This window comes from Sphingomonas bacterium (genome assembly GCF_028292945.1).
Classification (GTDB): Bacteria; Pseudomonadota; Alphaproteobacteria; order Sphingomonadales; family Sphingomonadaceae; genus Sphingomonas.
In genome coordinates, this window is sequence record NZ_JAQGLJ010000029.1 from 1 (window position 1) to 23381 (window position 23381).

The window sequence follows — 23381 nt, forward strand, 5'->3', positions numbered from 1 at the left end:
GTCGACATTGCGACGGTCAGCCGCGATGACGCGATCGCCTGGGGCTTTTCGGGGCCGATGATCCGCGCGGCTGGGCTGCCGTGGGACCTGCGCAAGTCGCAGCCGTATGACGTGTACGCGCGCATGGACTTCGACGTGCCGGTGGGGACGCGCGGCGACTGTTACGACCGGTTCATGGTGCGCGTCGAGGAGTGCCGGCAGTCGGCGCGGATCATGAAGCAGTGCCTGGCCGAGATGCCGGAAGGACCGGTGCACGCGCTCAACAGCAAGGTCGTGCCGCCCAAGCGCGCGGACATGAAGCGCTCGATGGAGGCGCTGATCCACCACTTCAAGCTGTATACCGAGGGCTTCCACGTTCCCGCGGGCGAGGTCTATGTCGCGACGGAAAGCCCCAAGGGCGAGTTCGGCGTGTATCTGGTCAGCGACGGGACCAACAAGCCGTACCGCTGCAAGATCCGGCCGACCGCGTTCAGTCACCTGCAGGCGATGGACTTCATGAGCCGCGGGCACATGCTGGCGGACACGACGGCTATTCTGGGGGCGATGGACATCGTTTTCGGGGAGTGTGACCGGTGAGGCGTGCTTACCGCATTGCTGCGGTAATCCTAGGATTTGGGGCAGCTTTCTACCTCATCTTGGTGGCTATGGATTACGTTGAGCGATCGATTTGGACGACAGTGCTGTTGGCTGCGCTTGCGGCTTACAACCTCGGCATCTTCTTCGTCGGCCTGTACCGCCGCCGACATCTGGAAACGAAGAGAGCTGTTAATGGCTGAGGCAGCGACCATTCCCGACGAAGCCGAGACCCGCGCGCGGTGGGGTGGCTTTGCGTGGAGCGAGGACAACCAGCGCAAGGCGAACGAGATCCTCGGTCGCTATCCGGCGGGGCGCGAGCAGTCGGCGTGTCTGCCGCTGCTCGACCTAGCCCAGCGGCAGGTGGGGGCGGAGACGCAGACGCAGGGCTGGCTCCCCGTGCCGGTGATCGAGTTCGTCGCGAGGGCGATCGGCGTGTCGTACATGCGCGTGTTCGAGGTCGCGACCTTCTATACCATGTACAATCTCGCCCCGGTCGGGCGCTATCACGTGCAGGTGTGCGGGACGACGCCGTGCCTGCTGGCGGGCAGCGACGACGTGCTCGCGGCGTGCAAGAACCACGGGCTGACCAAGGGGCGGACCACGCCCGACGGGCTGTTCACGCTGACCGAGGTCGAGTGCCTGGGTGCCTGCGCCAACGCGCCGATGGTGCAGATCAACGACGACAATTTCGAGGATCTGGACTACGACCGCACGACGGCCGTGCTGCAGATGCTCGCACGTGGCGAGACGCCGAAGCCGGGATCGCAGACGGGGCGGCAGGACAGCTGCCCGGCGGGTGGGCCGACCACGCTCAGGGAAATGGTCGGCTCGAACCACGACTATCGCGGGGAGTGGGCATGAAGAAATATCTCCTGCCGCTCACGGCCGTGGCGGCCGGTCTTGCAACGAGTCTGGGACTGCAGGCAGCCGAGGTGGCGCCGCTGGCTGCTAAATTGATCGGGCTGGGTGTATCCGTCTCCGTTGTCGGATCCTGGTGGCTTAGGAAGGCGCGCGGCTGATGCTCGCGGACAAGGATCGCATCTTCACCAACCTGTACGGGTTCCAGCCGTGGAACCTCGACGGAGCGATGGCGCGTGGGGATTGGGACAACACCAAGGCACTGCTCGCTACCGGGCCGGACGCGATCATCGATGTGGTCAAAGCGTCGGGCTTGCGCGGACGGGGCGGGGCGGGGTTTCCGACCGGGACCAAATGGTCGTTCATGCCCAAGGAGCCCAAGCCGGACCGGCCAAACTTCCTGGTCATCAACGCTGACGAGTCCGAGCCCGGCAGCTGCAAGGACCGCGAGATCATCCGCCACGATCCGCACAAGCTGATCGAAGGTGCGCTGATCGCGGGGTTCGCGATGCGCGCGCGCGCGGCGTATATCTACATTCGGGGGGAATATATTCGCGAGGCGGAGGTGCTGTTCGCCGCCGTTGCCGAGGCGTACGCCAAGGGATTGGTGGGCAAGAACGCTTGTGGCTCGGGCTATGACTTCGATGTGTTCGTTCACCGTGGCGCCGGCGCGTATATCTGCGGCGAAGAGACCGCGATGCTTGAATCGCTGGAGGGCAAGAAGGGCCAGCCGCGCCTGAAGCCGCCGTTCCCGGCGGGGGCGGGTCTTTATGGCTGCCCGACGACGGTCAACAATGTGGAATCGATTGCGGTCGTGCCAACCATCCTTCGGCGGGGCGGGGCGTGGTTCGCCGGCATCGGCACGCCCAAGAACGAGGGCACGAAGCTCTTTCAAATCAGCGGCCACGTCGACAAACCCTGCGTGGTCGAGGAGGCGATGAGCATCCCGTTCCGCGAGCTGATCGAGAAGCATTGCGGCGGTATCCGGGGTGGCTGGGACAATCTGCTCGCGGTGATCCCCGGCGGTTCGTCGGTGCCGCTGGTGCCCGCGCACGAGATCATCGACGCGCCAATGGATTTCGACGGGCTGAAGGCGCTGGGTTCGGGGCTGGGAACGGCGGCGGTGATCGTCATGGACAAATCGACCGACATCGTCCGCGCGATCGCGCGCCTGAGCTACTTCTACAAGCACGAGAGCTGCGGCCAGTGCACGCCGTGTCGCGAGGGCACCGGCTGGATGTGGCGGATGATGGAGCGGCTGCGCACCGGTGACGCTGACATCGGTGAAATCGACCTGCTGCAGCAGGTGACCAAGCAGGTCGAGGGCCACTCGATCTGCGCGCTGGGCGACGCGGCGGCTTGGCCGGTGCAGGGGCTGATCAAGCATTTCCGGCCCGAGCTGGAGCGGCGCATCCGCGAGCGCGGCGGCGACCTCGGGCCGATGATGGAGGCGGCGGAGTGAAGTGCGCGCGCGTCCTCGCGGCGACGCTGGCGATCGCTGCTGTTGCTCCAGCCTCGGCACAACTTGCGCCGGGCCGGTCGGGCGCTTCCGATGAGCCCAGGACCGCCAGCGAGGAGGAGTTCTGGTTCTTCATGCGCGAGCTCGGTGCCTGCCTGGCTAAGACGAAACGCGAGCAGTCGATGGCGTTCCTTGCAACGGTGGTGGACTCTCCTCAAGAGAAGCGTGCGTTTGACGGCCTGATCCGAAAGGGTGGGAGTAACGTCTGCATGCGCAACATGGTTCGCGCGACGGTGGTCCGAGCGCAAGTGCGCGGCGTGGTCGCTGAGGGTCTGTACAAGTTGCAGCCCCCAGGCGCGGTGCCTGCAGCGGTCGCGAGTGACCGACAAATCCGCTCAATTCATGATTTCGCCGACTGCTACATAGCTCGCAATCACGCCGATGCCCGTGGCCTGCTCATCACGACCAAGCTAGGTACCGTTGAGGAGAGCCAGCGCGTGCAAGCGATGTCGCAGCAGTTCGGCGTCTGCCTCCCGCAGGGTCGGAAGGTTCCCATTGTGCCGACAGACATCCGTATGGCGTTGGCCGGGGCGCTGTACCGTGCAAGCACGGTTCTCCCCATGACCGCCCAAGGGACGAACTGATGCCTAAGCTCAAAGTCGACGGCATCGAGGTCGAGGTCCCCCAAGGCGCCACCGTGCTCCAGGCGTGCGAAGCCGCGGGCAAGGAAATCCCGCGTTTCTGCTATCACGAGCGGCTGTCGATCGCCGGCAATTGCCGGATGTGCCTGGTCGAGGTGAAGCCGGGGCCGCCCAAGCCGCAGGCGAGTTGCGCGCTGCCGGCGGCGGACAATCAGGAGATCTTCACCACCACGCCGATGGTGAAGCATGCCCGCGAAGGGATCATGGAGTTCCTGCTCATCAACCATCCGCTCGACTGCCCGATCTGCGATCAGGGCGGCGAGTGCGATCTGCAGGATCAGTCGATCGCGTACGGCAAGGGGCACAGCCGCTACACCGAGAACAAGCGCGCGGTGACCGAGAAATACATGGGCCCGATCGTCAAGACGATCATGACCAGGTGCATCCAGTGCACGCGCTGCGTCCGCTTTGCCGAGGAGGTCGCCGGCGTCGAGGAGATCGGCGCGATCGGTCGCGGCGAGGACATGCAGATCACCTCGTATCTCGAGGGAGCGGTGAGCAGCGAACTGAGTGGCAACGTCGTCGATCTGTGCCCGGTCGGCGCGCTGACGCACAAGCCGTACCAGTATGAGTACCGTCCCTGGGAGCTGCGGCGGACGCATGCGATCGACGTCCACGACGCGGTCGGCACCAACGTGCGGCTCGACAGCCGCGGACGCCAGGTGCTGCGCTGCCTGCCGCGCATCAACGAGGATGTGAACGAGGAGTGGGCGCACGACAAGACGCGCTACGCGATCGACGGGCTGGTGCGGCGGCGGCTTGATCGGCCCTATATTCGCCGCGACGGCAAGCTGCAGCCCGCGACGTGGGATGAGGCGTTTGCATCGATCGCGGCCGTGGACCATGGCGGCAGCGTCGCGGCGGTCCATGGCGACCTGCTCGATTGCGAGACCATCTACGCGGCCAAGGTGCTGCTGCGGAACCTCGGCTCGACGCTGATCGAGGGGCGGCAGACCGGCGCCGACTATGACGTCTCGAGCCTGGCGGCAGTGAACTTCAACACCACCATCGCCGGGGCGGAGCATGCGGACGTGGTGCTGCTGGTCGGCACCAACGTGCGCTGGGAAGCGCCGCTGGTGAACACCCGGTTGCGCAAGGCGGTGAAGCGCGGCGCGAAGGTCTTTGCGATTGGGCCGGAGACCGAGCTGACCTACAAGGTCGAGTGGCTGGGCGACGATCTGGCGATGCTCGGGTCGCTCCCCGATGCGGTAGTAGAGGCGTTCGGCAAGGCCGAGCGGCCGATGATCGTGCTGGGCGGGCTGGCGGTAAAGCGCGCGCACGGCGCGGCGCTGGCGCTGGCCCTGCGGTTCAACCTGGTTCGCGACCAGTGGAACGGGTTCAACGTCCTGCACTTCTCCGCGAGCCGCATGGGTTCGTTGATGCTGGGTGCGGCTCAGGCTGGCGGCATTGCCGACCTGGTCGCGGCCAAGCCGAAGCTCGCCTTCTTCCTAGGCGCCGACGAGGTTGATTTCGCCGGCTTCGCAAGCAGCTTCAAGGTGTATCTGGGCCATCATGGCGATCGCGGTGCGGCGGCTGCCGACGTGGTGCTGCCGGGCGCGGCCTATTCCGAGAAGTCGGGCACGTGGGTCAACCTGGAGGGCCGGGTCCAGCGTGGTGAGCGCGCGGTGTTCCCGCCGGGCGATGCGCGCGAGGACTGGACGGTACTGCGCGCGCTGTCGGCGGTGATGGGTGCGACGCTGCCGTTCGACAGCTTGCCAGGCCTGCGCGAGGCGATGTTCGGCGAGGTGCCGGGCTTGCGCGAACAGGGGCTGGCGCAGTTCGACTGGACTCCGCCGAAGCTCGACAAGAAGGTCTCCGGCACGGTCGACGGCTATCCGGTGAAGGACTTCTACCTGACCAACGCGATCTGCCGCGCCAGTCCGACCATGCAGCGCTGCTCGCAAGAGCTGGTGCATGGCGAAGCGTTTGCGGAGGCGGCGGAATGACCGACTTCTTTCAGAACACCGTCGGGTTTAGCCATGGTGCGGCCTGGTTCACCGCAACCATTGCCGGCATCCTGCTGATCGCCTTGCCGCTGATGCTGGCCGTCGCGATGATCATCTATGCCGATCGCAAGATCTGGGCCGCGATGGCGTTGCGGCGCGGGCCCAACGTCGTCGGACCGTTCGGGCTGCTGCAGAGCTTCGCCGACGGGCTGAAGGTGTTCCTGCAGGAAACGATCATCCCGTCGGCCGCCAACCGCGTGCTGTTCCTGCTGGCGCCGATCATTACCTTCACCGTCGCGCTGATCGTGTGGGCGGTGGTGCCGTTCGATGCCGGCGTGGTGTTGGCCGACATCAATGTCGGGCTGTTGTACGTGCTCGCGGCGTCTTCGCTGGGCGTGTACGGGATCATCCTGTCGGGTTGGGCGTCCAACTCCAAATACCCGTTCTATTCGGCGCTGCGGGCGGCGGCGCAGATGGTGTCTTACGAGGTCGCGATCGGTTTCGTGCTCGTGACCGTGGTGCTGTGGGCGGGAACGTTCAACCTGTCCGGCATCGTCATGGCGCAGGTCGGGCATGGCTTCGGGCTGGTCAACGGCTTCGTGTTCAACCCGCTGCTGTTTCCGATGTGGGTCGTGTTCCTGATCTCGTCGATGGCGGAGACGCAGCGCGCGCCGTTCGACGTGACGGAGGCGGAATCGGAGCTGGTCGCGGGCTATCAGACCGAATATTCGTCGATGAGCTTCGCACTGTTCTGGCTGGGCGAATACGCCAACGTGCTGCTGATGTGCGCGCTCAACGCGACGCTGTTCTGGGGCGGATGGCTGCCGCCGCTCAACATCGATCTGATCCCGTGGTTCGACGTGCCCGGCATCGTCTGGCTGTTCGGCAAGATCCTGTTCTTCTTTTTCATCTTCAGCTGGGTGAAGGCGACCGTGCCGCGCTATCGCTATGACCAGATCATGCGGCTGGGGTGGAAGATATTCCTGCCGATGTCGCTGATCTGGGTGTTTCTGGTGTCCGGTTATCTCATGCTGAAACGTGTTCCGTGTCCTGGCACGCCAAGGACGGGCTATACCGTCCATGCGCCAGGCATCACGCCGGCCAAGTATCCTGGAGCTTGCCTGTGAGCCCCGCGCATTTCATCAAGTCGTTCACGCTGTGGGAGTTTCTGCTCGCGCACGCCAAGACGTTGCGGTATTTTTTCAAGCCCAAGGCGACGATCAACTATCCGTACGAGAAGATGCCGATGAGCCCGCGATTCCGCGGCGAGCATGCGTTGCGGCGGTATCCCAATGGCGAGGAACGCTGCATCGCGTGCAAGCTGTGCGAGGCAGTGTGCCCGGCGCTGGCGATCACCATCGAGTCCGAGCCGCGCGACGATGGCAGCCGCCGCACCACGCGCTACGACATCGACATGACCAAGTGCATCTTCTGCGGATTGTGTCAGGAGGCGTGCCCGGTCGACGCGATCGTCGAGGGGCCGAACCTGGAATATTCGACCGAGACGCGCGAAGAGCTGATCTACGACAAGGCCAAGCTGCTCGATAACGGCGATCGCTGGGAAAGCGTGCTCGCCGCAAACCTTGCCGCCGATGCACCCTACCGCTAGGCGCGCCGCCAAGATGAACGAACGCGCATGATTCAGGCCATAGCCTTTTACCTGTTTGCCATCGTCGTGATCGTGGCCGGCGCGATGACGGTATCGTCGCGCAACCCGGTCAACGCGGTGATGTGGCTGATCCTGGCGTTCTTCAACGGCGCGGGGCTGATGGTGCTGTGTGGTGCTGAGTTCATCGCGATGCTGCTGGTGATCGTTTATGTCGGCGCGGTCGCGGTGCTGTTCCTGTTCGTTGTCATGATGCTGGACATCGACGTGGCGGAGATGCGCGCGGGGTTCGCGCGCTACTGGCCGCTCGGTTTCGCGCTGGCGCTGGCGCTGGCGGCCGAGATCGTGATCGCGGTGCAGGCATGGTCGGTCGGCGGTGTCCAGCTGGCGCGGCGTGCAGGCACGACGGCGCTGGACAAGCCCAACATCGAGGCGCTCGGCGAGCTGCTCTACAGCCGCTATCTGTTCGTGTTCGAGGGCGCGGGTCTGGTGCTGCTGGTGGCGATGATCGGCGCGATCGTGCTGACGCACCGCGAGCGCAAGGGCACGCGCTACCAGAACGTAAGCCGCCAGAATTCACGGCGGCCGCAGGACGCGACGCGCAACGTCGATCAGCCGGTGGGCGTGGGGGTGGAGTTGTGATCGGTTCGGCTGCGCTGCTCCCCTCCCGCTCGCGGGAGCGGCTAGGGGTGGGCATGTTCCCTCGCCTTGCTGGACAGGCCTACCCCCAAACCCTCCCGCAAGCGGGAGGGGAGCTGTGATTGGCCTGGTCCATTACCTCGTCGTCGCGGCGATCCTGTTCGCGCTCGGCGTGCTGGGGCTGGTCGCGAACCGCAAGAACCTGATCGTCATGCTGATGGCGATCGAGCTGATCCTGCTGGCAGTGAACATCAACCTGGTCGCATTCTCCAACGCGCTCGGCGATCTGGTCGGGCAGGTGTTCGCGATGTTCGTGCTCACGGTCGCGGCGGGGGAGGCGGCGATCGGACTCGCCATTCTGGTGATCTATTTCCGTAGTCGCGGAACGATCGCGGTCGACGACGTCAATCGGATGAAGGGATGATCCTTCTCATCGTTTTCCTGCCGTTGCTGGCGGCGATCGTCGCCGGGCTGGGCAATCGCGCGCTGGGCAACGTGCCGGCGAAGCTGATCACCACGGGCGCGCTGTTCGTGTCGGCGGCGCTGTCATGGCCCATCTTCCTGGGCTTCATGACGGGATCGATCGAGCCCGGCGTGACGCCGGTTGCGAGCTGGATCGTGTCGGGGAGCATGGACGCGAGCTGGGGGCTGCGTGTCGACGCGCTGACCGCGGTGATGCTGGTGGTCATCACGACCGTGTCCGCGCTCGTGCATCTGTATAGCTGGGGGTATATGGACGAGGACCCGGATCAGCCGCGGTTCTTCGCCTATTTGTCGCTGTTTACCTTCGCCATGCTGATGTTGGTGACGGCGGACAACCTCGTCCAGATGTTCTTCGGCTGGGAGGGCGTCGGGCTCGCGAGTTATCTGCTGATCGGGTTCTGGTTCAAGAAGCCGAGCGCCAACGCCGCCGCGATCAAGGCGTTCGTGGTAAATCGCGTCGGCGATCTGGGCTTCATGCTCGGCATCTTCGCGACCTATCTGGTGTTCGACACCGTCTCGATCCCGGCGATCCTCGCCGCCGCGCCGAACATGGCGGGATCGACGATCGGCTTCCTTTGGTTCCGCGCGGATACGATGACGGTGCTGTGCCTGCTGCTGTTCGTCGGGGCGATGGGCAAGTCGGCGCAATTGGGGCTGCACACCTGGCTGCCCGACGCGATGGAGGGGCCGACGCCGGTCTCCGCGCTGATCCACGCCGCGACGATGGTGACGGCGGGCGTGTTCATGGTGTGCCGCCTGTCGCCGATGTTCGAGGCGTCACCCGATGCGCTGTCGGTAGTGCGCTTCGTCGGCGCGGCGACGTGCCTATTCGCGGCCACCGTCGCGCTGGTGCAGACCGACATCAAGCGCGTGATCGCCTATTCGACCTGTTCTCAGCTCGGCTATATGTTCTTTGCCGCCGGTGTCGGCGCCTATGGCGCGGCGATGTTCCACCTGTTCACGCACGCCTTCTTCAAGGCGCTGCTGTTCCTGGGCGCGGGCTCGGTGATCCACGCGATGCATCACGAGCAGGACATGCGCTATTACGGCGGGCTGCGTAAAAGCATCCCGCTTACCTTTTGGGCGATGCTGTTGGGGACGCTGGCGATCACCGGCGTCGGTATTCCGCATGTCTTCGGGCTGCCGCATGTCGGCTTCGCCGGCTTCTTCTCCAAGGACGCAATCATCGAGGCGGGCTGGGCGTCGGGTTGGACCGGAACGTGGTTCGTCGGCACGCTGGTGGCGATGATCACCAGCTTCTATTCGTGGCGGCTGATGTTCCTGACCTTCTGGGGCACGCCGCGCTGGGCGGCGTCGGAGCACATCCAGCACGCGCTGCACGCGCATGACCACGACCACCCGGCCGACGAGCATGGCGGCCATGCGCCGGCCGAGCACGGACCCGCGCAAGTGGACCTGCCGGCGGGGACGGGCGGCTATCATCCGCACGAGAGCCCGTGGACGATGCTGGTGCCGCTGGGCGTGCTGTCGCTGGGCGCGGTGCTGGCCGGGCTGCTGTTCTATCACAGCTTCATCGATACGGGCGCTGGTGAGCGGTTCTGGCGCGGCACGATCGCGTTCAGCGAGACGCTGGCGCACGCGATGCATGAGGTGCCGGTGCTCATCAAGCTGAGCGCCACGATCGCGATGCTGCTGGGCCTGCTGGGCGCATGGTATGCGTATATTCGGGCGCCGGGCGTGCCGAGTGCGCTCGCCGATCAGTTCGACGTCTTCCATCGCTTCTTGGCGCACAAATGGTATTTCGACGAGCTGTACCAGCTGCTGTTCGTACGCCCCGCCTTTGCGATCGGGCGGTTGTTCTGGCACCGCGGTGACGAGCAGACGATCGATCGGTTCGGGCCCAACGGCATGGCGGCTCTGGCGATGTCGGGTAGTCGCGTCGCGGGGCGGTTTCAGTCGGGCTACCTCTATACCTATGCCTTCGTGATGCTGCTCGGCCTGACGGCAGCGGTGACGTGGGCGATCACGCGATGACCGGTTTTCCGTTGCTGTCGCTGATGCTAGCCGTGCCTGCGGTTGCGGCGGTGGCATGCCTGTTTCTGTCCGCGGACAATGCGCGTCGGCTTGCGCTGGCGGCGACGCTGATCGATCTCGCACTCGGGGTGGTGCTGTGGGCCGGGTATGAGATCGGCGGGCCGCAATGGCAGTTCGTCGAGTTTCAGCCGGTGTTCGGCCAGTTTGCCTGGGCGCTGGGGATCGACGGCTTTGCTCTGCTGCTGATCGCGCTCAGCGTGTTCCTGATGCCGATCTGCATCGGTGCCAGCTGGCAGGCGATCACGACCCGCGTGCCCGAATACATGGCCGCGTTCCTGCTCACCGAGGTGCTGATGATCGGCACCTTCGCCGCGCAGGACCTGTTCCTGTTCTACATCTTCTTCGAGGCCGGGCTGATCCCGATGTACCTCATCATCGGCATCTGGGGCGGCGCGAACCGCATCTACGCCAGCTACAAGTTCTTCCTGTACACGCTGCTCGGCTCGGTCGTGATGCTGATCGCGATGCTTTACATGCGGGCGGAGGCGGGGACCTCGTTCATTCCCGACCTGATGCGGTTCGACTTTCCGCCGGACGTGCAGATCTGGTTGTGGCTGGCATTCTTCGCGAGTTTCGCGGTCAAGATGCCGATGTGGCCGGTCCATACATGGCTGCCTGACGCGCACGTTCAGGCACCGACCGCCGGTTCGGTAATCTTGGCGGGCGTGCTGCTGAAGCTCGGCGGCTATGGCTTCCTGCGCTTCTCGCTGCCGATGTTCCCCGAGGCGTCGGCGGAGCTGGCGTGGCTGATCTTCGCGCTATCCGCCATCGCAGTGGTGTACACGTCGCTGGTGGCGCTGGTGCAGGCGGACATGAAGAAGCTGATCGCCTATTCGTCCGTCGCGCACATGGCGATCGTCACCATCGGGCTGTTCGCGTTCAACCGGCAGGGCATCGAGGGCGCGATGATCATGATGCTATCGCACGGGCTTGTGTCGGGCGCGCTGTTCCTGTGCGTCGGCGTGATCTACGACCGGCTGCACACGCGCGAGATCAGCCGCTATGGCGGCCTGAGCATCAACATGCCGCGTTACGCGCTGTTTTTCCTGCTGTTCACCATGGCGTCGATCGGGCTGCCGGGCACGAGCGGGTTCGTGGCCGAGTTCCTGGCGCTGGCGGGAATCTATCAGCTGTCGACCTGGACTGCGCTGATCTGCACCACGGGAATTATTCTGGGTGCCGGGTACATGCTCTACCTGTATCGCCGCGTCGCGTTCGGCGAGATCAAGTCGGACGATGTGCGCGCAATGCCGGACCTGTCACGGCGCGAGCTGTGGCTGCTGGCGCCGATTGCGGCGGTGGTGCTGTGGATGGGTGTGTACCCGGAGAGCTTCATGGCGCCGATGCGGCAGGACGTTGCGGTGCTGCTGGCGCGACTGGACCGTGCGACGCCGCCCAGCGACTCCGCGCCCACGGTGGGACGGCCGGCGGCCAAGCCGGTGCATGTCGCGCCCGCTCATGGCGCGGTGGAGTCGCACTGATGGCCGCGAACATGATGATGACGCTGCCCGAAGTGGTGCTGGCGCTGGGTGCCATCGCGCTGATGCTGGTCGCTGCCTGGGGTGGAGCAAGCTCGACGCGGATCGTGTCGTGGACGGCGGTGGCAGTACTGGCGGGGGCGGGGATTGCGCTGCTCGGTCCGGCATCGGGTGGTGGCGAGGCGTATGCCGGCCTGTACCGCGCCGACGCCTTCGCAGCGTTCGCCAAGGCGCTGATCTATCTCGCGACCGCGGTGTCGATCGTGATCGCGCCGGGCTTCTTCGAGCGCACGTCGGGCGACGATCTGCGGCCCGAATATCCGGTGCTGATGCTGCTTGCGGCGATCGGTATGGGGATGATGGTGTCGGCGGGCGACCTGCTGACGCTCTATGTCGGATTGGAGCTGCAATCGCTCGCCTCTTATGTGCTGGCCAGCTTCATGCGGCGCGACGCGCGGTCCGCGGAGGCGGGGCTGAAGTATTTCGTGCTCGGCGCGCTGGCGAGCGGGATACTGCTGTACGGCGTTAGCCTGGTGTACGGTTTCAGCGGCACGACGTTGTTCGTCGGTGTGGCGGAAGCCTATGCCGCAACCGGTCCCGGAACAGCCAGCTTCTATGGCCTGATGTTCGGTCTGGTGTTCGTGTTCGCGGGCATCGCGTTCAAGATGGCGGTAGTACCGTTCCACATGTGGACGCCTGACGTCTATACCGGCGCACCGACGCCGGTGACGGCGTTCTTCGCCACCGCGTCAAAGGTGTCGGCGGTGGCGCTTGCGGTGCGGGTGGCGATCGGCGCGATGGGGCCGGCTTACGACCAGTGGCAGCAGATCGTCATCTTTGCGGCGCTCGCTTCGATTATTTTGGGCGCGGTGGCGGCGATCGCGCAATCCAATATCAAGCGGCTGCTCGCTTACTCTTCCATTAACAATGTCGGCTTCATCCTGGTCGGCCTGGCGGCGGGAACGGCCGAGGGCGTCGCGGCGGTGCTGTTCTACCTGGCGGTGTATACGGCGATGACGCTGGGCGCGTTCGTGGTCGTGTTGCAGATGCGATCGCCGGACGGCGAGCAGCTGGAGAGCATCGACAGTCTCGCGGGCCTGTCGCGGACCCGGCCGGGGCTTGCGGCGGCGATGGCGATCTTCATGTTCTCGCTTGCCGGCATCCCGCCGCTGCTGGGGTTCAACGCCAAGTTCGCGGTGTTCCAGGCGGCGGTGAATGCCGGGCTGTATCCGCTCGCGGTGGCGGGCTTCGTCGCTTCGGTGATCGGCGCTTACTACTATCTGCGTATCATCAAGGTCATGTATTTCGATGACCCCGCGCCGGCGTTCCAGCGCCGCGACAGCGCGGTCGAGGGCGGGATGATCGCGGTTGCGGCGGTGCTCGTGTCGCCGCTGGGCTGGGTGCTGCTGGCACCGCTGGGGGCGTGGAGCCTCCTGGCCGCGCGAACGCTGTTCTGAGCGTCATCAGGACAGTCGCGGCGACGGGATCGACCAACGCGGATCTGCTAGCGCTCGCGCGCGCAGGCGCGGCTGACGAGGGGCTATGGCTACGCGCCGAGCAACAGACGGCCGGACGCGGCCGGCAGGGCCGGACTTGGGTATCCCCGCCCGGCAATCTGTATGCGAGCACGGTGGTGCGTCTGCGCGACGTCGATCTGGCTGCGGCCACGCTCGGGTTTGTCGCGGCGGTAGCGTTGGAGGACGTCGTTTCGATGCTCATCCGTCGCGACGGTCTGATGCTGAAATGGCCGAACGATCTCCTGATCGACGGTGCCAAGCTTTCCGGCATCCTGCTCGAACGCGCGGAGGACGCGGTAGTGATCGGGTTCGGCGTCAACCTCGCGCACCATCCCGCTCTGCCGGATCGCCTTACGACCAGTCTCGCCGCGCAGGGGTGCGCCGTTGCTCCTGCCGCGTTCGTCGCGCAATTGGCGGAGCGGCTCACGACGTGGCTGGCGCGTTGGCGAGAGGGGAGCTTTGACTCCATCCGCGGCCGCTGGTTGGAGCGCGCGCACCCGCCTGGAACGCCGCTGCGCGCATCCTTGCCCGATGGCTCGACCGTCAATGGCAGCTTCGAGGACCTGGACGCCCATGGCGCGCTCATCCTGCGCTTGGCGTCCGGCGAGCGGCGTGTCATTCACGCCGGCGATGTCTTTCTGGTCTGATCGCTGATGCTGCTCGCCATCGATGCCGGCAATACCAATGTCGTATTCGCCGTTCTGGAACATCGCCGCATCGTCGCGCGATGGCGGATCGCGACCGATCCGCGCCGGACGGCGGACGAATATGCGGTCTGGCTGAGCCAGCTGCTGCAGTTGGAAGGATTGTCGCGCGAGGCGATCTCCGGTGTCATCGTCGCCACCGTCGTGCCGCGCGCGCTGCACAATCTGCAGGTGCTGGCGACCAAATACTTCAAGACCGAGGCGCTGATCGCCGGCCGCGCACCGGTCGAGTGGGGGATCGCGCTGGATGTCGACGAGCCGCAGAGCCTGGGCGCCGATCGCGCGGTCAACACGATCGCCGCGCACGCGCTGCACGGTGGCGACCTGATCGTCATCGACTTCGGCACCGCGACCACGTTCGACGTCAGCGACTATCGCGGCGCCTACAAGGGCGGCATCATCGCGCCGGGGCTGAACCTCTCGCTTGATGCGCTGGTCACCGCCGCGGCCAAGCTGCCCCGCGTGGCTATCGAGGCACCCAAGAACGGCTCGAGCGTGATCGGCACCAACACCGTCGACCAGATGCAGATTGGCATCTTCTGGGGCTATATCGCCCTGGTCGAAGGGCTGGTCGCGCGGCTGAAGCAGGAGGTCGGCCGGCCCACCAAGGTGATCGCGACCGGCGGTCTCGCGGCGTTGCTGCAGGATCATACGGCCGTGTTCGACACAGTCGAACCGGATCTGACGATCCAGGGTCTGGCGATGCTGTGGGAGCGTGCCCATATAGCGGGCTAGAGTTTTACCCGCCGGTGTTGACCGGTAACTATCAGCCGCCGGCTTTGACCGGCACATCCCCGAGCACCACTCCATTCGTCGACGGTGCCGGGCACCTGCTTCACGCAGGGCGACGAGAGAAATAGGATTACATGACTCCCAAGAACAATGAACTGCTTTTTGTCGCGCTCGGCGGCTCCGGCGAGATCGGCATGAACGTCGTGCTGTACGGCACGGCGGGCAAATGGCTGATGGTCGACTGCGGCGTGACCTTTGCCGATGCAGGCTATCCCGGCATCGATCTGATCCTTCCCGATCTTCAGTTCATCGAGGAGCGGCGCGGCGACCTGGTCGGCATCGTCATCACGCACGGGCATGAGGACCATATCGGCGCGCTGCCGTATCTGGCCGAGGATCTGGGCGTGCCGCTGTACGCGACGCCGTTCACGGCCGGGCTGGTTCGTGGCAAGCTGGAGGAAGAGGGCATTGAGCGCCGCGTCAAGCTGCGCGTGATCAGCGACGAGAAGCCGTTCCAGCTCGGGCCCTTCGCGGTCAATTTCGTGCCGGTGTCGCACTCGATCCCCGAGGCGAACGCGCTGACGATCGAGACGGCGGCGGGGACGGTGTTCCATACCGGCGACTGGAAGCTCGACCCCGCCCCGGTTATCGGCACGCCGGCAACCGGCGAGCAGCTAACGGCGATTGGCGACAAGGGCATCGACGTGCTGGTGTGCGACTCGACCAACGTGTTCAACACCGAAGCGTCCGGGTCCGAGAGCAGCGTCCGCGAGGGGTTGGTCGACGTTATCGGCAAGGCGAAAGGGCGCGTGCTCGTCACCACCTTCGCGTCCAACGCGGCGCGACTCCATACGCTGGGGCAGGTGGCGCGCGACACGGGGCGCCAGTTGTGCGTGACCGGGCGTTCGCTCGACCGTATCCTGCGGGTGGCGAAGGCGACCGGCTATCTGCTCGACTTCCCAGAAACGATCGCGCCCGACGTGGCGATGAAGTTGCCCGCCAATCAAGTGCTGATCGTCGCAACGGGCGGGCAGGGCGAGCCGCGTGCGGCGCTGGCGCGGGTGGCGGAGGGGACCCACCCGATCACCTTGGGCAATGGCGACACGGTCGTTTTTTCGTCCAAGCAGATTCCCGGCAACGAGGTCGCGATCGGGCGCATCCAGAACATCCTCGCGGGCAAGGGCGTGGCGATGATCACCGAACGGCAGGCGCACGTCCACGTGTCCGGCCACCCCGGCCGGCCCGAGCTGGCCGACATGTACCGCTGGATCCGGCCCAAGCTGCTGATTCCGGTGCATGGCGAGATGCGGCATCTGCAGGAACACGCGCGGTTCGGCACGAGCGAAGGCATTCCGCAGAATCTGGTGCAGACCAATGGCGACATCCTCCGGCTGCTGCCCGGCCCGGCGAAGAAGGTCGGCAACGCCACCGTGGGTCGGTTGGTCGTCGACGGCGACGTGATCCTGCCCGCCGATGGCGCTGCCATCAACGAGCGGCGCAAGCTCGCGATCAACGGCCAAGTCTCGGTCGCGATTGCCTTGAGCAAGGACGGACGGCTGCTCGGCAGGCCCGAGGTCAAGGTGCAGGGGTTGCCGGTCGAGGAGGACCGCGCCGCCTTCGTCGCCGATGCCGGGGAAGCAGCCGCCGACGCGGTGCGTGGCGGCAAGCGAGCCATGGACCGCGTGCGCGAGGACGTGCGACTGGCGGTACGCAAGACCGCGACCCGCTGGACCGGTAAGAAGCCGATCGTCGACGTGCTGCTGATCCAGGCCTGACGTGGCCTGGACCTCTGGCCTGGCAATCTATGCGCTGTTCTGGGCGTTCTCTGTGTTCCTGGTACTACCATGGGGCGTGCGCACGGGTGCCGAGGTCGGCGCTGAGCATGTGCCCGGCACCGCGGAAAGCGCGCCGCACGAGGTCCGGCTGGGGCGCATCGCGATTCGGGTAACGGTCGTGGCGACGACGCTGTTCACGCTGTTTCAGCTCAACTATCACTATGGCTGGGTAACCGTGCAGACGGTGACGTTCTTCAATCTCGAAGGATAGGCCCTGCATGCTGAACTTGTTTCAGCATCCACGCGAGACATCCACGATCAACCTGTACGGACAGGGCGCGCATGGATCCTGAAGCAAGTTCAGGGTGACGGATGCTACCCGGCCCTAGCGCAGCCTTTCGATCGCCTGCGCGAGCGCGACGTACAGCTTGCCCATGTCGGACGAGAGCAGCGTGACACCCAGCGGCGAGCCGTCGCGTTGCGCGAGCACTGCGCGCAGCATGGATTCGAAATCGTGGATGTAGCGGTTCACCCGCTCGCGAAAGCCAGCGTCGTCATCGTACAGCGTGACGATTGCGCGCACCTCGCCGGCGTCGAGTAGGCGGACCGCACGGCGGGTGAAGACGCCGCGATCGCCTTTCAGATACGCCGCCCACGCACTGTCCGAGACCTCCGGCGCCAGCGTGCGCGTGATGTCGATCGAGGCGGAGTTCATCGATTCGATCAGCAGCGACACGCGGCGCGCGAAGGTGTCGCGGTCGTGTTCCTCGCGCTCGACGCGCGCATCCTCGATGCGGGTCTCCACGATCGCGGTCTGATCGACGATCGTCTGGACGTGGGTTGCCAATCGCTCGGTCGCACGGGTCGAGGCGTCGACCGCAGCGGCGGTCGCGTCGGTCACGGCGGCAATCTGGCGCTCCACCGTGTCGCTGGTCGCGCGGGCAAGCGCGGCGGCGCTCGCCTCTTCCAGCCTTGCCGCAGCTTCGGGGATGACCGCGCCCAGCGTCTCGCGCGCGTTTTCGGCGGCGCTCTGCGCGGTGTCGCGGACGCGCAGCAGGGCCTCAAGCAGGCGCGGCGCGGCCTCTTCGGCGAAGCGGTGCGAGCGGCCGATCGCCTCGTCCACCATCGTACCCAGCGCGTCGGCCTTGGATCGGCCTTCGGTCAGCGTCTGCAACAGCGTGGCCGATAGCTGATCGACGATGCGGCGCTGCTCGCCGACGACGCCGGCGATCGCCTCTATCGCGTCGTGCGTGCTCTCGGCGGCTGTGACCAGCGCCAGCAATTCAGGCTTGGTGGCGGCGATCGCGGTCTTGCTGCCCGCAATTCGGCTGTCGAGCCGGCTGATCGCATCGGGCAGCGTCTCGTCGATTTCGCGCGCCGCCGAGTCGAGCGCGATCAACAGCGTTTCCGTGGTGCCGATCGTGCGCGTCGCCAGCTCCTCGCCGCTTCGCAACGCTTCCGTCATCGCATCGGCCGAGCCGCCCAGCGCGCTGATGGATGCGGCAAGCAGCTGTGAGCGTTCGACGCCGTGATGATGGAGCGTCGCCATGCGGTTCTCGACGCGTTCCAGCCCGCTCTCCAGCCCGCCGATGATGGTGTCGCCGCTGGTGCGCTGATCATCGAGCTGAGCCGCGACGCGCTCGATCGCGGCCTCGACCGTCGCGATTCGCCCGGCCAGTGCCTCCGCCGACTCGCGCGCCGCGCCGTCGAGCGCGGCCTGATGCGCGCCCACCATCGCCAGCATCGCGTCGCCCTGCGCCGCGATACCCTGTCGTGAACGGTCGACCGCGTCGGCGGTGCGGCCGAGCAGCGCGTCGACCGCACCGGTCATGTCGGCGGTCACCGTCTCGAGTCGCGCGGCGGCCGCTTCGCTGGTGCCCTCCATGCGGGTGAGGTGATCCGCGAGCGCAAGCGCAGCGGTACCGGCGATGCGATCCGCCTCGCGGCCGCGCTCCGCCAGCGCGGTCAGCTGAGCGTCGAGCGCGCTGGCATGCTGGGCGGCATCGGAGCCGGCTTGCAGGAGCGCGCGCGTCGCCTCTTCCGTCTCGGCGCGCGCGCGCGGCAGGTCGGCGAGCACCGTGCCGACGCTCGCCTGGGTGTTGCGCGCCACGTTGACCAGGCTGGTCGCGTGCCGCTCGGCCAGGGCGATCTCGCCCGACAAGGCATGGCCGAGCGAAGCAAGCCGTGCAGCGGCCGCGTCGCCGCTGGCGATCAGCGCGTCGACCTGTGCGGTCAGCTGATGACCATGCGCCTCCACCGTCATGCCCATGGCCGCGATCGCCCGTTCCAGGCTGGCGGCTTCGGCGCGCATGGCGGCGGCGGTCGAGCCGAACCGACGCGCCTCCGCGTGGCTGGTGCGAAGGCCGATCAGCCAAAGGACTCCGATCAGCGCGGGGACGGTGGCGAGCCCGGCGACGAACTGCGCCACGCCCACCGCGGTGAGCGACGGCAGGGTCGATCGGGCTAGCCACAGCATGCCAAGCACCCATGCGGCCGCGACTACGACGCCCAGCCCGGCCAGCCCGTGACGCAGGTTGAGTCGGGGCGAAGGCTCTTCCTCCGAGGAAGTGTCGAGCCACTCCTGCTCGAGCAGCAAATCGGGCTCGGGCTGGTGCGGGATCGTCCCACGACTGCTGTCCGCACGTATCTCGACCAGCATGGAACCCCCGCTCATGGTTTCTGGTTACCATGTTTCGACGCGCCGCAAAGCCCCGCCGCAACGGTTCAGTAACGACCGTGGCGATAGGGACACGCATGGCCTACGACCCCGGAGCGATCGAAGCGACACTGGCAGCAGCGGTCGGCGACGATCCCGGCCTGATCGCGGAGTTGCGGATCGCCTTTGTCGAGAGCGCGGACAGGGCGCTGATCGCGATGGAGCGCGCCCACGACGCCGAGGCGTGGTGCGCGGCGGCGTGGCGGCTGAAGGGGCTTGCGGCCAGCTTTGGCGCGGTGCGGCTGATGGCGCTGGCGACGGACGCGGTGAACGCGGGCGTGCCCGACGCGGCGCTGGCGGCCAAGCTGCGGCGGCTGGTTGCCCGGCTCTAGCCGCGACGCCTCGCGCGCCGTAACAACCGCGTGTGATGATCGCGGGACTGCTCTTTGCCATTGGCGAAACCGATGATCGGCCGGAGCGGCTGACTGCGACGCTGCCGTTCGGCGGCGTGACGTTGATCGAATATCAGGCGCGGCTGCTGGTCGAGGCGGGCGCTTCGCAGATCATCATCCTCGTCGCGCGGCTGACGCCTGAACTGCTTGGCGCAGTGTCTCGGATCGGGCGACGCGGCGTGACCGTCGACGCGGTCAGGCACGCCAGCGAGGCTGCGGCCAAGCTGCACCCGCTCGCCCGCGTGCTGATGCTGGCGGATGGGCTGATCACCACCGAGCGGGTCGTAGCCACGCTGGCCGAAGAGGGCGGCGATGCGCTGCTGGTCGTGGCGCAGGCCGACGCGGGGCAGGTGTTCGAGCGATTGGGAGGCGGACAGGCCTGGGCGGGTGTCGCCCGGCTCGATCCGCAGCGGATCGGGGAGGTGGCGCGACTGCCGCGCGATTACGACCCGCAATCCACGCTGGTGCGCGTCGCGGAACAGGCGCGTGCGGTCCACGTCCTGCTGCCCCCCGACGCGCTGGCGCATGGGCATGGCATCGAACGCAACGGCGCGGCGCTGGCGACTCGCGGGCGGGCGGTACTGGCGGCGATCGTGTCGGATCGGCGCGGCTGGTATGACCGCTGGCTGTTGGCGCCGCTTGCCCGATTGGCCTTGCCGGCGATGATCGCGCGGCAGTGGCCGGGCGCGTTGGTCGGCGGGGCAGGTGCGGCGCTGGGGGCGCTGGGGCTGGCAGGATTGGCGTTCGGGTGGAGTATCGCCGGGCTGGTGCTGGCCTGTGTCGCCTGTCTGGTTCTGGGGCTCGGCGCGACGCTGAGCGGACTGCGAGACGAGCCGGGGACGGAGCGGGGGCAGCGGGTGGCGGGGCTGGCCATTCCCGCCCTGGCATCGCTGTTTCTCGGCGCGGCGGAGAGCGGGCGCAGCGGCAATCTGGCGGCGCTAGCGGTCGCCGCAGCGCTGGTGACGCTGGCCGCCCTGGCCGAGCGCGCCGGGCCGGAGCGGCTGCGGGCATGGTGGTGGGGCAGTGCCCCGGCTTACCTCCTCGGAATCCTCGCCGCTACTTCGGTCGGGTGGCCCGTGATCGGCATGGCGGCGGCGGCCGCCTATGCGACCGCCACGCTGGGGGCGGCCATCGAGCGGCTGCGGCAGCCTTAGTCGCGCTTTAACGACGCTGCGTTTACAGCGTGTCCATGCCTGCCGACGCACCCCTGCAAACTGCCGCCGCGCGTGCCGCCCAGGCGCGCGCGCTTGCGGATGCGCGGCTGCGCGGCTCGATCGACGACCTGCTGCTGGCGGACGACGCCCGGCTGGACGAGCGAACGCGGGTGATGCTGTCGAGGCTGCTGCACGAGACCATTGCCGCCATCGAGACGGAGCTGCGCCGCCAGGCCGCGCGGCTGCTGGCGGCGCGCGGCGGGGTCACCGCGGCCGAGGCGTTGCTGAGCGAGAGCCTGGCCGCCGGCCGGCTGATGGCGGCGGGGTTGCTGCGCGATGAAGCGTTGATCGAGGCGCTGGTCGCGCGCGTGCGGCACGACCTGATCGCATCCGCGCTGCCGGCCGGATCGCGCGACGCTACGACGGGGTCGGACGAGGCAAGCCTGCTGGTCCGGCTGGCAGCGGTGCCCGACCGGGTCGTCGCCTCCGCCGCGCGGGCGCTGCTGGTGGCGGACAGTCGTGGCGGCGTGATCCTCGCCGCCGAGGTCCAGCATCGACTCGTCTGGTGGGTAGCGGCGGCGATCCGTCCGGCCCTGGACGACCCCGACACCGACCGCGCGATCGCGGAGGCGGCAGTACGGTCGCTGGGCGCGCATGACGAGGGCGAGGGCGGGGACGCGGTGGCGATGCGGCTGGCGGCGGCGATCGACGCGCGGCCGGACGAACTCGCGCCGCTGCTTCTGGAAGCGCTGAGCGACCGGCGGCTGTCACTGTTCGTGGCCGTGCTGGCGCAGGCAATCGGGCTCGATTTCGAGCAGGCGCAGGCACTGGTGCTGGAGCCGGATGGAGAGCGGCTGTGGCTGGCGCTGCGCGCGGCGCAGCTGGACCGGCCGACGATCGCGCGGATCGCGCTGGCCCTGAGCGACGCCGACCCGCGTCGCGACATCGAGGCGTTCGCGGACGACCTGGACCGGATTGCGAGGGTCGATCCGGCCGACGCGCGGCTGGCGCTCGCGCCGGAGACGCTGGGACGCGACTTCCGCGTCGCCATCCGAGCGCTGGCGCGGACGGGCAGGGCATGAACGTGTTCGGAGCCGACCGTGCTGTGGCACATGCGGAGGTGGACGCCGAAGGACGGTTGCTGGCCGCCGACCCGGCCATCGACGCGCTGAACGGGCGGGCGGGAGGCGCAATCGGCGCGCCGCTCGCGGTGCCGCAACTGGCGACGGCCGCGCGGCTGGCGCGGCGGCTGGGTGTGATCGTATCGCGCGGGATCGTCGTCGCTGACGCCGATACCGACCTGGAGCTTTGGGTGCGGGCGCAGCCTGATGGCGACAGGGTGCGGCTGGCGGTCAGCGGCTGGCGCGAGAAGCCGGCGTGGCGGCCGACCGGTCGCGACGCGGCGATGTTCGCCCCGGCGGCGGACTGGCGGTGGGAAACCGACGCTTCGCTGCGGCTTACCTTCGTGTCGCTGGAGGCCGCGACCGCAGCGGGACTGGACGCCTTCACGCTGCTTGGTCAGCCGCTGACCGCGCTGTTCGCGCTGGAGGATGGCGCGGACGGGGCGTTGCCGATCCTGGACGCGCTGGCGCGGCGGCGCTCCTTCGAGGCGCAGCCCGCCCGCATCCGCGCGTCGGGGCAAAAGGTGCTGCTGTCTGCCGTGGCACGGCGGGACCAGGTGGACGAGTTCGCCGGTCTGAGCGGGGCTGCGGAGATGATCGTGACGCCGGCGACTCCCGAGGCCGTGCCGCTCCCGGCGAGTTTCACGGGCGGACTCGACAAGGCGCTGCGGACGCCGTTGGCGCGGATCGTCGCCAATGCGAACAGCATTCACGCGCAGACCGACGGACCGATCGCGCCCCGCTATGCAAGCTATGCCAACGACATTGCCGACGCCGGGCGGCACTTGCTGGAACTGGTCGGCGACCTGGTCGACCTGCAGGCCGTGGAGCGACCGGACTTTCGACTGACCCCCGAGCGCATCGACCTCGCCGACGTGGCGCGGCGCGCGGCCGGCCTGCTTGGCGTTCGGGCGGGCGACGCTGGCGTCGTCGTCGCGCAGCCACCGGCCGAGCGGACGGTGCCTGCGTCCGGCGACTTTCGCCGCGCCTTGCAGATTGTCGTCAACCTGCTGGGGAATGCGCTGCGCTACTCGCCGAAGGGCAGTGTCATCGTCATCGAGGTCGGGTCCGATGGCGGTCGGGCTCGATTGACGATCGCCGATCAAGGCAAGGGCGTCGCGCCGGCCGATCAGGCACGCATCTTCGACAAGTTCGAGCGGGTCGATCCCAGCGAACCGGGCGGCAACGGCCTGGGTCTCTACATTGCCCGCCGGCTGGCGCGCGCGATGGATGGCGATCTGACGGTGGAGAGCGACGCCGGCGGGGGCGCGCGCTTTACGCTCAGCCTACCGGCGATAACGCCGCGCGAGTAGCACCAGCAGCAACCCGGCCACCGCCAGCGCCGCGCCGTAATCGGCCCAGACGCGCTGGCTGAGCATGAAGCTGGACGCCGGCCAGCGAATATACCCCAGACCCTGCCCGATCCACAGCGCCCCGATCAGCGCCATCGCGACGCCGACGATCGTCAC

Annotated in this window: 21 protein-coding genes and 2 pseudogenes; 21 read left to right on the top strand and 2 right to left on the bottom strand. The window is 67.2% G+C overall.

What is annotated here, in order from left to right; genetic code table 11:
* The 17 genes and pseudogenes from JWN21_RS03755 to JWN21_RS03835 form a co-directional block, all read left to right on the top strand.
* Positions 1–576 (top strand): annotated as a pseudogene (locus tag JWN21_RS03755) (NADH-quinone oxidoreductase subunit D); the annotation flags it as partial.
* A 192-nt stretch (positions 577–768) separates the two neighbouring features.
* Positions 769–1437, top strand: a complete 669-nt coding sequence (locus JWN21_RS03760) for an NAD(P)H-dependent oxidoreductase subunit E (RefSeq protein WP_299646380.1) — start codon at positions 769–771, stop codon at positions 1435–1437.
* Positions 1434–1595 (top strand): hypothetical protein, encoded by a 162-nt coding sequence (locus JWN21_RS03765; RefSeq protein WP_299646382.1) that lies wholly within the window; start codon positions 1434–1436, stop codon positions 1593–1595. The genes JWN21_RS03760 and JWN21_RS03765 overlap by 4 nt, the downstream gene beginning before the upstream one ends.
* The gene (nuoF, locus tag JWN21_RS03770; protein WP_299646384.1) at positions 1595–2896 is read left to right on the top strand and encodes an NADH-quinone oxidoreductase subunit NuoF; all 1302 of its coding nucleotides are present in this window, start codon (positions 1595–1597) and stop codon (positions 2894–2896) included. The genes JWN21_RS03765 and nuoF overlap by 1 nt, the downstream gene beginning before the upstream one ends.
* Positions 2893–3537 carry a hypothetical protein gene (locus JWN21_RS03775; RefSeq protein ID WP_299646386.1) on the top strand — a complete coding sequence of 215 codons (645 nt, stop codon included), beginning with the start codon at positions 2893–2895 and terminating at the stop codon, positions 3535–3537. The genes nuoF and JWN21_RS03775 overlap by 4 nt, the downstream gene beginning before the upstream one ends.
* Positions 3537–5540 (top strand): NADH-quinone oxidoreductase subunit NuoG, encoded by a 2004-nt coding sequence (gene nuoG, locus JWN21_RS03780; protein ID WP_299646388.1) that lies wholly within the window; start codon positions 3537–3539, stop codon positions 5538–5540. The genes JWN21_RS03775 and nuoG overlap by 1 nt, the downstream gene beginning before the upstream one ends.
* Positions 5537–6574, top strand: a pseudogene (gene nuoH / locus JWN21_RS03785) (NADH-quinone oxidoreductase subunit NuoH); the annotation flags it as partial. The gene nuoG and the pseudogene nuoH, both read left to right, overlap by 4 nt.
* An 89-nt stretch (positions 6575–6663) precedes the next feature.
* Positions 6664–7149 carry an NADH-quinone oxidoreductase subunit NuoI gene (nuoI, locus tag JWN21_RS03790; protein WP_299646390.1) on the top strand — a complete coding sequence of 162 codons (486 nt, stop codon included), beginning with the start codon at positions 6664–6666 and terminating at the stop codon, positions 7147–7149.
* Between the two features lie 27 nt (positions 7150–7176).
* A complete protein-coding gene (locus JWN21_RS03795) occupies positions 7177–7788 on the top strand; it encodes an NADH-quinone oxidoreductase subunit J (protein WP_299646392.1) in 612 nt (203 codons plus the stop codon).
* 115 nt (positions 7789–7903) lie between these two features.
* Positions 7904–8209, top strand: coding sequence for an NADH-quinone oxidoreductase subunit NuoK (nuoK, locus tag JWN21_RS03800; protein ID WP_299646394.1), 306 nt, complete (start codon positions 7904–7906; stop codon positions 8207–8209).
* The gene (gene nuoL, locus JWN21_RS03805; protein ID WP_299646396.1) at positions 8206–10263 is read left to right on the top strand and encodes an NADH-quinone oxidoreductase subunit L; all 2058 of its coding nucleotides are present in this window, start codon (positions 8206–8208) and stop codon (positions 10261–10263) included. The genes nuoK and nuoL overlap by 4 nt, the downstream gene beginning before the upstream one ends.
* Complete coding sequence (locus JWN21_RS03810) at positions 10260–11804, top strand: NADH-quinone oxidoreductase subunit M (RefSeq protein ID WP_299646398.1); 1545 nt, start codon at positions 10260–10262, stop codon at positions 11802–11804. The genes nuoL and JWN21_RS03810 overlap by 4 nt, the downstream gene beginning before the upstream one ends.
* Positions 11804–13258: an NADH-quinone oxidoreductase subunit NuoN gene (gene nuoN, locus JWN21_RS03815; RefSeq protein WP_299646400.1), complete on the top strand. Its 1455-nt coding sequence runs from the start codon at positions 11804–11806 to the stop codon at positions 13256–13258. Before JWN21_RS03810 ends, nuoN begins: the two co-directional genes overlap by 1 nt.
* Entirely contained in the window at positions 13225–13965 is a 741-nt protein-coding gene (locus JWN21_RS03820; protein ID WP_299646402.1) for a biotin--[acetyl-CoA-carboxylase] ligase, read from the top strand. The genes nuoN and JWN21_RS03820 overlap by 34 nt, the downstream gene beginning before the upstream one ends.
* Before the next feature lie 6 nt (positions 13966–13971).
* Complete coding sequence (locus JWN21_RS03825; RefSeq protein WP_299646404.1) at positions 13972–14757, top strand: type III pantothenate kinase; 786 nt, start codon at positions 13972–13974, stop codon at positions 14755–14757.
* Between the two features lie 131 nt (positions 14758–14888).
* Positions 14889–16529 (top strand): ribonuclease J, encoded by a 1641-nt coding sequence (locus JWN21_RS03830; RefSeq protein WP_299646406.1) that lies wholly within the window; start codon positions 14889–14891, stop codon positions 16527–16529.
* 1 nt (position 16530) lies between these two features.
* Entirely contained in the window at positions 16531–16800 is a 270-nt protein-coding gene (locus tag JWN21_RS03835) for a DUF1467 family protein (protein ID WP_299646408.1), read from the top strand.
* 114 nt (positions 16801–16914) lie between these two features.
* On the opposite strand, the gene JWN21_RS03840 is transcribed toward JWN21_RS03835, so the two are convergent.
* Positions 16915–19203 (bottom strand): hypothetical protein, encoded by a 2289-nt coding sequence (locus tag JWN21_RS03840; RefSeq protein WP_299646410.1) that lies wholly within the window; start codon positions 19201–19203, stop codon positions 16915–16917.
* A gap of 80 nt (positions 19204–19283) precedes the next feature.
* Between JWN21_RS03840 and JWN21_RS03845 the strand changes: the two genes are divergently transcribed.
* The 4 genes from JWN21_RS03845 to JWN21_RS03860 are packed head-to-tail and all read left to right on the top strand — an operon-like array spanning position 19284 to position 23225.
* Positions 19284–19577 carry an Hpt domain-containing protein gene (locus tag JWN21_RS03845; RefSeq protein ID WP_299646412.1) on the top strand — a complete coding sequence of 98 codons (294 nt, stop codon included), beginning with the start codon at positions 19284–19286 and terminating at the stop codon, positions 19575–19577.
* Between the two features lie 35 nt (positions 19578–19612).
* Positions 19613–20791 carry a hypothetical protein gene (locus tag JWN21_RS03850; RefSeq protein ID WP_299646414.1) on the top strand — a complete coding sequence of 393 codons (1179 nt, stop codon included), beginning with the start codon at positions 19613–19615 and terminating at the stop codon, positions 20789–20791.
* Positions 20792–20826: 35 nt separating this feature from the next.
* Positions 20827–21873 (top strand): DUF2336 domain-containing protein, encoded by a 1047-nt coding sequence (locus tag JWN21_RS03855; protein ID WP_299646416.1) that lies wholly within the window; start codon positions 20827–20829, stop codon positions 21871–21873.
* Positions 21870–23225, top strand: coding sequence for a HAMP domain-containing sensor histidine kinase (locus JWN21_RS03860; protein WP_299646418.1), 1356 nt, complete (start codon positions 21870–21872; stop codon positions 23223–23225). The genes JWN21_RS03855 and JWN21_RS03860 overlap by 4 nt, the downstream gene beginning before the upstream one ends.
* Here JWN21_RS03860 and JWN21_RS03865 read toward each other — a convergent pair.
* The gene (locus tag JWN21_RS03865; protein WP_367182907.1) at positions 23199–23381 is read right to left on the bottom strand and encodes a hypothetical protein; all 183 of its coding nucleotides are present in this window, start codon (positions 23379–23381) and stop codon (positions 23199–23201) included. The two genes, JWN21_RS03860 and JWN21_RS03865, sit on opposite strands and share 27 nt — an antisense overlap.